This is a genomic window from Marinomonas sp. TW1, from assembly GCF_001625355.1.
Taxonomy (GTDB): Bacteria; Pseudomonadota; Gammaproteobacteria; order Pseudomonadales; family Marinomonadaceae; genus Marinomonas.
Window position 1 is genome coordinate 41,260 of the sequence record NZ_JSEE01000021.1, and the last position, 11,911, is coordinate 53,170.

Annotated in this window: 10 protein-coding genes and 1 rRNA gene; 4 read left to right on the forward strand and 7 right to left on the reverse strand. The window is 46.2% G+C overall.

Annotated elements, in window-relative coordinates; translation table 11 throughout:
• Positions 1 to 90 precede the first annotated feature (90 nt).
• The 3 genes from OA79_RS16800 to OA79_RS16810 are packed head-to-tail and all read left to right on the forward strand — an operon-like array spanning position 91 to position 2,552.
• Positions 91 to 900 carry an inositol monophosphatase family protein gene (locus OA79_RS16800; protein ID WP_063334372.1) on the forward strand — a complete coding sequence of 270 codons (810 nt, stop codon included), beginning with the start codon at positions 91 to 93 and terminating at the stop codon, positions 898 to 900.
• On the forward strand, positions 897 to 1,541 hold the full coding sequence (locus OA79_RS16805) for a dual specificity protein phosphatase family protein (RefSeq protein ID WP_063334373.1): 645 nt from the start codon (positions 897 to 899) through the stop codon (positions 1,539 to 1,541). Before OA79_RS16800 ends, OA79_RS16805 begins: the two co-directional genes overlap by 4 nt.
• Positions 1,542 to 2,552 carry a LacI family DNA-binding transcriptional regulator gene (locus OA79_RS16810; RefSeq protein WP_063334374.1) on the forward strand — a complete coding sequence of 337 codons (1,011 nt, stop codon included), beginning with the start codon at positions 1,542 to 1,544 and terminating at the stop codon, positions 2,550 to 2,552. It begins immediately after the preceding gene.
• A gap of 6 nt (positions 2,553 to 2,558) precedes the next feature.
• Here OA79_RS16810 and OA79_RS16815 read toward each other — a convergent pair whose 3' ends face one another.
• Both OA79_RS16815 and OA79_RS16820 read right to left on the reverse strand, forming a co-directional pair.
• Positions 2,559 to 3,617 carry a methionine synthase gene (locus tag OA79_RS16815; RefSeq protein ID WP_063334375.1) on the reverse strand — a complete coding sequence of 353 codons (1,059 nt, stop codon included), beginning with the start codon at positions 3,615 to 3,617 and terminating at the stop codon, positions 2,559 to 2,561.
• Between the two features lie 41 nt (positions 3,618 to 3,658).
• Complete coding sequence (locus OA79_RS16820) at positions 3,659 to 4,627, reverse strand: DUF1852 domain-containing protein (protein WP_063334385.1); 969 nt, start codon at positions 4,625 to 4,627, stop codon at positions 3,659 to 3,661.
• Positions 4,628 to 4,878: 251 nt separating this feature from the next.
• Here OA79_RS16820 and hrpB point away from each other — a divergent pair, with 251 nt between their 5' ends.
• Complete coding sequence (gene hrpB / locus OA79_RS16825) at positions 4,879 to 7,413, forward strand: ATP-dependent helicase HrpB (RefSeq protein WP_063334376.1); 2,535 nt, start codon at positions 4,879 to 4,881, stop codon at positions 7,411 to 7,413.
• Here hrpB and OA79_RS16830 read toward each other — a convergent pair.
• From OA79_RS16830 to rrf, 5 genes are all read right to left on the reverse strand, one after another.
• Positions 7,399 to 8,409 carry a phosphotransferase gene (locus tag OA79_RS16830; protein WP_063334377.1) on the reverse strand — a complete coding sequence of 337 codons (1,011 nt, stop codon included), beginning with the start codon at positions 8,407 to 8,409 and terminating at the stop codon, positions 7,399 to 7,401. The genes hrpB and OA79_RS16830 overlap by 15 nt on opposite strands.
• A 46-nt stretch (positions 8,410 to 8,455) precedes the next feature.
• Positions 8,456 to 8,674, reverse strand: a complete 219-nt coding sequence (locus OA79_RS16835) for a hypothetical protein (protein ID WP_063334378.1) — start codon at positions 8,672 to 8,674, stop codon at positions 8,456 to 8,458.
• A 240-nt stretch (positions 8,675 to 8,914) separates the two neighbouring features.
• Positions 8,915 to 9,760, reverse strand: coding sequence for a hypothetical protein (locus tag OA79_RS16840; RefSeq protein ID WP_231908902.1), 846 nt, complete (start codon positions 9,758 to 9,760; stop codon positions 8,915 to 8,917).
• Between the two features lie 81 nt (positions 9,761 to 9,841).
• Entirely contained in the window at positions 9,842 to 11,035 is a 1,194-nt protein-coding gene (locus tag OA79_RS16845; protein ID WP_063334380.1) for a hypothetical protein, read from the reverse strand.
• A gap of 800 nt (positions 11,036 to 11,835) precedes the next feature.
• Positions 11,836 to 11,911 (reverse strand): 5S ribosomal RNA (rrf, locus tag OA79_RS18625); the annotation flags it as partial.

The window sequence follows — 11,911 nt, forward strand, 5'->3', positions numbered from 1 at the left end:
GTTAAGAAACGATGAGCCCACGTTCATCTAGCATCACCTGTAAGGCACAGGCCAATGATTGAGCCTGTGTCAACTTTATAAAGGATTACCTTGAACACATTTAACGATATCGAACAACGCGCCAATTTTTTAAAAGAATTGATTCAAAAAGCCTCTGCACGAGCACTAGAAGGCTACTTAAATCGGGCCGCCGGTGTCTATGATCTAAAAGGCCACCAAGACTTTCTAACCGAAACAGACTTAGCCGTGGAAAGTCTCATTCGTAACGAAATAGCACACCATTTTCCTGACGATGCCATTCTAGGTGAAGAAGGTGGCGGCACACCAGGACCGGCCACTTGGGTCATCGACCCCATCGATGGTACCGCTAACTTTGCTCGTGGCATTCCCCATTTTTGCGTGATTGTCTGTTTTTGCCTCGACGGTGAAGCTCAGCTGGCGGCCATTGCCCAACCGGTTTCACAAGAACGGTACTTTGCCCAGCGCGGTCGAGGTGTCACGAAGAACGACCAACCCATTTCGGTTGCCACCACGCCCGATATGACTCAAGCCCATGTTGAGCTTGGTTGGTCAACCAGAATACCCACTCAAGCGTATTTGGCGGCACAAGAGACTTTGCTGTCACAAGGTGCCAGCATTCGCCGAGGCGGCTCTGGTGGACTGGCCTTAGCTTGGGTAGCTGAAGGGCGAACCGATGCGTATCTGGAACCCTCTATGAACAGTTGGGACTGCATTGCCGGTATGTTGATGGTCGAAGAAGCGGGTGGGCAAGTCGGTACTTGGCCAAACCGCTTATCTCACCTATTAGAAACCGGCCCCGTGCTCGCTTGCGCCCCCACCATCGCGAAACAGGTACAGCAAGTTAACTTTCCAAATTTAACGTTAAAGGATCCATCATGACCACTTCAAACGCCCTAGATATAAAACAAATTTTTCGTGAGGCCGACGCACAACGAGCCCCTCTTCATCTAATCCATAAAAACTTTCTTGGCCGTAACATCGACCTTTATATTGGCAATAAACAGGCCGCTTCCGACCCTGAGTTATTAAGCCAGCATGGCATTGGTACTGTGTTTAATTGCGCCGTCAATCTGGACATTAACCTAGTCACCAAACAAGACCCTGTCAGCAAGGCCTTACCTTTTGGCTGGTCACCCGTTCGTTACTACAAACTAGGGATTGTCGATGGTCCAGGCAACCCTTACCCAATGATGCTGGCAGGTTATTATCAATTGCGCAGTTTGATTGACCAAGAACTGCCAAAGAAAGAAAGCTACCCGTGGAACGAAACTGGTAATATACTGATCAATTGTCGCGGTGGACGCAGCCGTTCAGTGACGTTAACGGCGCTTTTGCTGCATTTGGATGAAACGGAAACTTATCCCAGTTTAGAAGCCGCCATCGCTCACATACGTGAAACCAGACAATTGATTAAAGAAGAATGGCCCGAAGCACCCAAACAAGTATTGGTCGATGCTGCTCATTGGGCCGCAGAACAAGTGAAACGTTTGCAGCCATATTTGCCCAAAGAGAGCTCGTGAATGCCCCTAAACAAAAGCCCTGAAAAAAGTCGTGCCACCTCGGCTGCCGAAGTCGCTCGTCTGGCTGGCGTATCTCGTTCAGCCGTTTCTCGGACCTTTACCGACGGCGCCAGCGTCTCTGCCAAAACCAGAGAAAAAGTGCTGGCCGCTGCGGCGGAACTGAATTATCACGTCAACCATTTAGCCCGCAGCATTTCGAAAGAACAAAGTCGTCCCGTTTGCCTACTGGCCGCCAATTTAGACAAGCCCTACCACAACCTGTTGCTCGACGCCCTCACTAAGCAACTACAGCAAGACGGACGTATGGTGATGGTGATCAACGCCAGTTCGGAGCCCAGCAGTGCCGATGACGCCATGCGTCGCGCTCTGCATTATCGAGCATCCGCCAGTGTGGTTATGTCGGGAACCCCTCCACAAGAACTGGTTCAAACCTGTGTCGACTCAGGTCAAAAAGTCATCATGATCAACTGTAATGATGAAGTCGAAAACGCCCACCACATTCAAATCGACTATGCCGATGCCATGCAACAAGCCGTTACACTGTTCCAACAAGCAGGTTGCCAAACGCTTTCCTTGGTTAGCTCGAACAAGGGCACGCCTAGTCTGTTAGCCCGAGAACACTTTTTTATTAGCGCGGCTCAGGCCAAAGGATTCGAAGTGACGATCTGGCGAGGTGATAACACCAACTACGAAGATGGACAACAGGCAGCCCAAGCCTTATTGCCCAACCACCAGCCTAACCATGCCTATTTTTGCATTACCGATTTAGTCGCCTGCGGCTTTATGGATACCGCCCGACATCAATTCAATCTTTCGATCCCTGATGACATAAGCATTCTTGGCTTTGACGATATTCCTCAATCCGCCTGGCAGGCCTATCAACTCACCACCTTTGCTCAGCCTTATCAAGGCATTGCTCACCGAGTCAGCGATATTTTGGGCGAACGTGAAGACGCCGATTTAACCTCACGATTGGCCGCCATCCCAAAGCGACGTAATAGTATTCGCTAAGCGTAATTAAACCGATTTATCTGAATTTAAAAGCTCTCTTCGAACGATGTCGGCACCGGTGCTTAACGCCTTTAGCTTAGCCCTTGCTACGGATCGAGATAACGGTGCCATGCCACAATTGGTACAAGGATAAAGTTTATCGGCATCGACAAACTGAAGAGCGTTTCGTAACGTATTGGCAACCTCTTCAGGGGTTTCAATGGTGTCGGTTGCCACATCAATGGCACCAACCATGACTTTTTTGCCACGAATCAGTGCCAGTAAATCCATTGGTACATGTGAGTTATGGCACTCCAATGAGATAATATCGATGTTCGATTGCTGTAACCTAGGGAAAGCCTCTTCATATTGTCGCCACTCTGACCCTAATGTCTTTTTCCAATCAGTATTGGCTTTGATGCCATAGCCATAACAAATGTGCACCGCCGTTTCGCATTTTAGCCCTTCAATGGCTCTTTCTAATGTCGCCACGCCCCATTCATTGACCTCATCAAAAAACACATTAAAGGCTGGCTCATCAAACTGAATAATATCAACGCCAGCGGCCTCAAGCTCTTTGGCTTCTTGATTGAGGATTTTGGCAAATTCCCAAGCAAGTTTTTCACGGCTTTTATAATGATCATCATACAGTGTATCAATCATCGTCATCGGGCCAGGCAAAGCCCATTTAATCGGCTGTTTGGTTTGCTGACGTAAAAACTTAGCGTCATCAACAAAAACCGACTTTTGACGACTCACTGGTCCAACCACGGTCGGCACGCTGGCATCATAACGATCACGAATTCGAACCGTTTGACGTTTTTCAAAATCAACACCATTAAGGTGCTCTATGAAAGTGGTGACAAAATGTTGGCGTGTTTGCTCGCCGTCACTGACAATATCAATGCCCGCCAGCTGCTGCTCTTGTAATGACACGCACAGAGCATCGAGTTTGCCCTCAATTAATGACTCATCTTGTAGCTTCCAAGGTGACCAGAGTGTCTCAGGTTCAGCTAACCAAGCAGGTTTTGGTAAGCTGCCAGCAGTGGACGTAGGGAGTAATATTTTTTTCGTGTCTGTGTTCATAATAAAAGCGGCCGTATTGTAGACGTAAATTTAAAACCAGATTATTGAGCCAACCATTGGGCAAGTTCTGTCTGATAAGGTTTGATGAAGTGCTCCTCCGCAAACTTGCCTTGTTCATTGGCTAATTGACTTCGTTCTTCTCGGTCATACACTATCTGAGTAACTGAATGGTCTGCGTTGTTCAGGTTGGGTTGATAGCATTTCCCCGCCACCGAATTCGCATTATAAATTTCAGGACGATAGATTTTCTGGAAGGTTTCCATGGTGCTAATGGTGCTGATCAGTTCAAGATGCGTGTAGTCATTCAGCAGATCACCAAAGAAATAAAAAGCCAAAGGAGCAACGCTGTTTGGCGGCATGAAATAGCGCACCTGCAGACCCATCTGCTTAAAATACTGTTCCGTCAAGGAAGCCTCATTGGCTAAGTATTCCGTCCCCAAAATAGGATGCTGGTTATCCGTTTGACGATACACTTTACTGTCCGACACGCTCAGGCAGATCACCGGCGGTTTATTAAAATGCGCCTTGTAATCACTTGAATTCACAAAGCACTGAAAGAGCTTGCCATGCAGCTCACCAAAATTCTTCGGAATACTAAATTGGGGCTGATGCTTATTGTGCTCCAATAGCCAGACACTAAAGTCATAATCACGCACATAAGAAGAAAAATTATTGCCGACAATGCCTTGGATACGTTTATTCGTCTGGTGATCAAAAATGGTCGTTTTCAGTATTTCAATCGCCGGAAAAGCGTGTCCATTATTGGCAATGTCCATATCAACCGAGACAATGTCTAACTCAACAGCATAACGATCGCCATTAGGATTATCCCAATGTGCTAACGCATTAAAGCGATTATTCACCATCTTTAACGCATTACGTAAGTTCGCTTGACGGCGCTCACCTCTTGCCAAATTCGCAAAATTCGTCGTGACTCGAGTGCTGTCAGAAGGCTGATAATTTTCATCGAGACATTCGCTGTTAATCGTAAAAATAATGTCTTTACTCATGGTGATCGAATCCTGTTTTGTATTTTGCTTAATGGCCTCATTAAGCATCCATTGCGATGTTGTTTAATCTCAGAACAAGACGCATCTTATACCTGCACAACAACTTGAGTAAAATTAATTAAATTTAGAAACGCGTGAAATATTTTAATACAAAAGATTTTCATTCTTCTGCTCAGAAGATGCCTTCACCCCCTAGCTGAAAAGCAACGTAAAAATCGCTATGATGTGGCCACCATTACAAAGGTTCTAACATGACATCTTCTTTACCCATTCACGCCATTCTGCCGGACTTATTGCAAACCTTAGCCGAGCAAGATCAAGCTATTTTGGAAGCGGCTCCCGGTGCCGGCAAAACCACAGTAGTGCCGATTGCTTTAATGAATGAAACTTGGCGGAAAGGACGTAAAATCATCATGTTGGAGCCCCGTCGTTTGGCCGCGAAAGCCGCTGCCAAACGTCTAGCGGACAGCTTGCAAGAACCCCTTGGTAAACGCATTGGTTATCGTATCCGTCACGACACCAAAGAAAGCAAAGACACACAAGTTTTAGTGGTGACTGAAGGCGTTCTCACTCGCATGTTGCAGGACGATCCCTCTTTAAGTGACATTGCTCTGGTTATTTTCGACGAATTTCACGAAAGAAACCTCCACTCTGATCTGGCCTTTGCTTTGTGCCTGCAAACCCGCGAACTCTATCGTGATGAGGCCCCTCTCAAGCTTCTGGTGATGTCTGCCACTTTAGACACCCCGCTTCTCGAACAACGCCTTGGCTGCTCAACCCTAAGCAGTGCTGGGCGCAGTTACCCAGTAGAGGTGATATATGACAATAAAGCGCTGAAAATCGCCGAAGTCACTGATGAAGTCAGCCGCTTAGTCCTACGCGCATACCGCCAACAAAGCGGCAATATTCTGGTGTTTCTGCCAGGGCAAAAAGAAATCCGCCAAGTTCATCAGAGTTTGAACAAAGAACTAAAAGACCAAGTCCATTTATCTATCTTGCCTTTATATGGAGATTTAAGCCTACAGGAGCAGGAAAAAGTCATTTCCCCGACCAATGAGCCTGAACGCAAAATAGTCTTAGCCACGGCCATTGCACAAACCAGCTTAACCATTGAGGGCATTCGTGTCGTGGTCGACAGCGGACTGAGCCGTGAAGCCAGATTTGATGCCAATACCGCCACCACTCGCTTGCACACTCGAAGAGCCACCCAAGCGGAAACCATTCAACGTGCCGGTCGTGCTGGGCGCACCCAGGCTGGGGTTTGTTATCGTTGGTGGAGCGAAGAGCAACAACATAGATTGGCGGCCCAAGCTCAACCACAAATTGAATGCTTGGAACTCAGTTCCTTGACCTTAAATCTAGCCCAATGGGGCATTCAAGACAGGTTAGAACTCGACTGGATCTCGCCACCACCAGAAGGCCATTTCCAGCAATCATTAGATACCTTGCGCCAATTACACGCTATTGAGGCAGAGGCGCTAACGCTCACCGCCCATGGCGAACACATGAGTCAACTCAACCTAGAGCCGCGCTTGGCGCACCTGCTACTCTTAGCGAAACAATGGGGGCACAGCGACCTAGCTTGCCAAGCATGCGCATTACTTAGCGAAGGCGACCCTATGTCCAACCTAGGCAGCGACTTTACCATGCGTCTACAGTGGCTGACTCAGAGCGACACGAAGCTGACCGCTCACAAGCCAAAACATTTTTACCAACAATCAATTAAACAATGGCGTCATCGCTGCGCTTCAATAAACGTGTCTACTCGAACGAAAAACATCAGTGAAGAGGACGCATTAGGTTTGCTCTTGGCCGCGGCGTTTTTTGATCGCATCGCACAGCGCCAAGGCGACGCTAAAGGGAAGTCTGATCAAAAAGTACGCTACAAACTGGCCAATGGTCGTCTCGCCAACTTGGACAAAACCGATAGCAATGCGCAATCCGACTATCTAGTGGCGCTCGACATTGGCGGGCATCAAGGCCATGAAGAGGACCAAATTTACTTGTCTCAGCCTCTAAACTTAGCGGCTTTGGCTGAGCATCAGCCTTCCCTATTGCAAGAGAGAAGCCACCTTGCTTGGTCGAAAAAAGACGCTCGTTTGATCAGTGAACAACAAATATGGATTGGCAAACTCTGTGTGCAACGCCAAGCGTCATCACAACTTCCTGCAGAGGCCGTCACCACCGCCGTTTGCCAATACATCAAACAAGCAGGACTGGCGGTGTTACCCTGGCACCAAGACTGTGATCAACTGAGAGCCAGAATCCACTTTGCCGCCCAACATGATCATCAAGCCGAGTGGCCAAATTTGAGCGATGAAGTATTATTGCAAACATTGCAGGAATGGCTCGCGCCCTATTTAGCGAACGTGACGACACAACATGCACTGGATAAGCTGGATCTCAAAAGCATTTTATTAAACACCTTAGACTGGCAACAACAAAACCGCCTCCAGAAGATGGTTCCAGAACGCCTCGCCGTGGCATCAGGCCATCAGCATAAAATTGATTATCAACAATCGCCTCCTAAGCTCAGCGTGAAGCTGCAAGAAGCCTTTGGCATGACACACACACCGCAAGTATTAGGACAAAACCTCACCTTAGAATTACTGTCCCCTGGCCAAAGGCCTTTGGCTGTGACACACGATCTGCCTTTCTTTTGGCAAAACGCTTACCCAGAGATTAAAAAGGAAATGCGCGGTCGTTACCCTAAGCACCCTTGGCCTGACGATCCTTTAGCGGCCCAAGCCACAGCCAAGACGAATCGCGCTTTACGACGTTCGTAATGAGGCCAGAGCTCGTTCGGTCATCATTTGACTGAACGGCGTGTTCTTGATGTGATCTGGGCTCCAACCCAGAATAAAGCGATGAAAATCAGCCCACGCAAGCTCAAACAAAGATCGCCATTCCGCTTCAACCTTAGAGGCAAAATCGGGCGATTCACCTTGTGCAACTAAGCAGCGCGTTAACTCGGCAAAATAGTGCTCTAACAAAAAAGCGAAATGGTCTGTCAAACTGACTTCCTCCAAACAACTGCCAAGAAAATACGCCACATCTTGCACGCCAATTCCTTGCCCCGTGTATTGAAAGTCTACCGCCGCCACTTCTGAACCTGACGCCGAAAAGCAAAAGTTCGCCACCTTAGCATCACCATGTATTAAGGTCTGAAAATTCGCCTTTCTTAATGTTTCATCTATCACGCTGGCCTGACGTTTTAACTCGCCTTCCGCCATGGCTTGCCATTCATCTGGGCGAGTTTCCAGATGCCAATAACTGCCTCGCGCCCACAACCCCTTATCGTCCACCCGTTCGTCATTGTTAGCCATTCCGGTTGAAATGAAAGTACTGTGAAAGCTCGCTAACCAATCTAAAACAGGCAAACAAGCGGACCAAGTCAGCTGATGATGACGATGGCTAAAACCCGATGTATCCAAGTCCTCCAGTAACAGCAATATTTCAGTATCGGACTCCTGCACGGCATAACATTCCGCCACTCGCGCCGCGTCTAACAGACGAGGCGCCCAATGGCGATACCACCTTGCTTCCACCTGATAAGAGATTTGTTTACGTTGATGGGACAAGTCTGATTGCCAGCCTCGCGGATGCGCCATGACTTGATCTAAACGAATCGATTTCACAATCACCGAAGTAAGATTGTCCTGCGCCCCAGACACTTGGTAGCGCACAATCTCACCATAGCCACTCCACAAGGATTGGATTACCTCAGCACGCACGACAGACTTAGCCGCCAAGCTGCGCTTAACAAATATTTCTGGGGACATAAAACGCCTCAAGCACCTATCTTACGCGGAACCAACCAATAACCAATCAATCATCGTCCTGCATGGGAATCGAACTGGCACCAGAACAAAGTATCGACAGCCGTTGCGCAATACTCAGCCTTTCCGACTCAGTTAACGACACAGACGCATTATCGGGATGAAAAGCATATTCCTCCTTCACACCATCAAACTTAATCTTGCCAAGAATCAGACCTTGCTGACTGATGCAGTCCAAATCTTGCTGCGCCGGAAAGAACAAAACCATTCGCCGTACCCTATTCATTTTCGTCAAAGAGCCATGATATTAAAATCAGACACTCCCGTGATCAACCTATCCTTGTGAATAAGCTAGGGGCACTAGAACGTAAGTTTCATAAGTTGAGAAGGAAACAGATCGAAAGAAGGTGAAAACAGAACGGCTTTCACCTGTAATTAAAGCCATTGTTCAGATTTAGAGAGATAGGGGGTCATAAGGCCCGAATAATTGACAGTTTGTGATGTAACACTACCAAGATTTTTTCATCGTTTTGAAGGAACCATTGTTTGGACCTGCATTACTAACATCGTCTTGTATTTTCTTTAATTGGGTATCAGAAAGCTTGGATTTTGCATCAACAAAAGCTTGATAGAAATGCTCTACCTGAGTAGCAAGATACGATGGGACAGACTCAATTTCACTTAGTTTTATTTTACTTCTTCCCTCAAGCTGCGTTCCTACCCAAGCATCATCTTCATTAGGAACTATTTCGAAAACTATAATACTGAAAGGTATCTGAATATATAAAATAAAACGCTCCCAGTTATCCCAAATTCTCGGCTCTGCAGTGACACTTCTTTCATAATGATGCCAAGGAACTTGAGGTAACCCTAACTTAGTTAGAACTTCCTTAGTACAAGGGATTACATGTGTTTTGAACTTAGAAAAGCTTCCTGTTTCAATAGCGTCTTTAATTTCATCAAGTAAAGATGGAAATTGTAGAAACTCCTCATCTGTATATTGATGATCTCTAGGGAAGTAAACAGCATCAGCTAACGAACGCCATGCAATGATATAAATACACTTAATTATGCTGGGAGTTATATCCAACTCCTCTGGGCATAGACTCCTGTAATTTGCCACCTTTGAGAAATACTCTTTCTTGAAGAGTTCTTCCACTTTTGCGAACTTCCCTTCACAAACAGAACACAAAAGAGCAGATTTCTGGCCATCTTGGACCCTAAGGTTCGGATTATCAGCACTCCTCATAACTTTCGTGGCCGATGTCATTTTAATCCATTCAAACACGAATGAAGGTATGATATGAGAGTTTTCAATAGCTTCTTCTTTCAAGCAATATTTGCAGTTTTCCACAATACTTCCTGTATTACATAACGCCGCGTACTACGGCAAATTTGGAGCGCAGCGGAAAATTTTTCCGACAGCAGCGTCTTGTTAGGCATTTTCTGGCCTCTTAGCCCAGAATGCGTTTTCAAAGTAACCCAGCTCCTTTTGTATTCCAGTTACTTGTTCTTCAAAATCATCATTCCACTCTGGGATGTCTACATAAACAATATCATGAGAGTAGCCAACCTCTGATGGCCCCAGCTTATCTCTCGATATACCAACTACAATTTTGACATCAGGGACACGACCTCTTACCACTAAACACCTTAAACCTAGCTCTTGGACTCTAGCTTCTCGATCACTACTTGGCCCTACATGGAATACAAATGCCGTGTTTTTGTGCGCCAATAATACTCTTGCAGCAATTTTTAACTCTGGTTTCTGTAAAAACTCAGAAAAGGCATCGACTAGATCTGCTCTATGACCACGCGGCTGGAGGGCCATTTGAACAAGAGCCAGCTGATTATCAGTGACCTGATTTGTGCCATATTCAAACATTCCATCAGTAAGAAGGTCACTAACAAAATGCTCGATCAGCTTGTCCCAAAAATATGAATCCTTATAGGACTTCTGGATAGCTTTATAATCATCAGAGTCTACGAACCCTCGAAAAACCGTATTATCTATTATTAGTAACTCAGCTTCTTCGTAAGGGAGTGAATGATTATTTAATAAATAGATTGCCAATAAGTCTTCGATCCCACCCTCGTTGAAAACTATATTGGCTCTGTTTATTAGAGCCTCAACTTCGTTCAGAAAACCAACGAAATCCGTGATCGTATCCAGCAGGCCAAAAATTGCTCCAAGGCTAAACTCATCGCAAACATGTACGATTCCATAACCCAGATCTCCTGACTTTGTGGGTATTCTTCGCTGAGCTCCAAGTGATACAGATACACGGTGTACAATTCGATCTTCTTTTGGCGGCAATTCGACCTTTCGGCCATCGTGCCTCGTGAACTCTACTGAAGAGTCTAGCCACCTTTCAGCACCCCATATTTGAGAAGCCGATTTATCTATTGCTGCCTTAGTCCACCTCTTCCAGCCCGCTTCATCCCCTGTATCTTTGTACTTAATATCCTTCACAGAAATAATAACGATATGGTTTCCGCAGACGATTAAACAATCACAGAGCTCTTTTCCTTTCTTCCCAATTGGATTTGGATGAGTCCAAAGATTAAGAAAAGCTCTCTCACTAATAGAGTTCACAAATTTTTCTGATTCGGTCAATCCCTCGGACATGTAATCCTCTCTGCGTGATGCTTAACATTTTTAATAGTGCGCATGCGTGTTGACGCTGATGGGATATTTTTCAAAACTATTTAATACATTGAAATGGTTTAAGTTTTTCACCTTCCCCGAAAAAGTGAGCGATCAAAACGAGCGTGCGCGTTTGTACTTTTTACCTTGCGCGTTATTTCGGTAACAAATTTTCTATCTGTTTGATACTAGTACAGTATTTGATCGGGTAAAAGAACAAAACGGGCTAGGCTAACAAAATAAGCAAGCCTTGCAGTTAATGTGATTGGATAAAGGTTGCTGAACTAACCCCATCCCTTCCCCTTGAAGACATAAGGGGAAGGAACAAAGAGACTTGCTTTGTCGACAAAACATCATATCGGATAGCTTGAGCCCATCTGACATGCATGTAACTAGATGAGCAAGATCCCAAGCAGCGTAAGCCGCTGACGACGGCAGTGACGCAAGGCGTCGCTGGTTGGGATCGTGTTGTGTGTGAGGATTTCAGAGGTTGGGATTTAACGACGACCAACATTTACGCCAGACGTAAAAAAGCCCTGATAGGATAACCTATCAGGGCTTCTTAATTTAAAGCTTGACGATATTTATGCCCTTTGGGTACACATGGGATCCCCCACACTACCATCGGCATGGCGAGCGCCTGCGGCGAATAAAGAGTCACTGCTGAGTTCGAGGTGGGATTAGGTGGTTCAACGACCTAATTAACATCAAGTCCATGTTGATGTTGCTATAGACGTAAAAAAGCCCTGACAGGATAACCTATCAGGGCTTCTTAATTTAAAGCTTGACGACGACCTACTCTCACATGGGATCCCCCACACTACCATCGGCGATGGCGCTTTTCACTGCTGAGTTCGG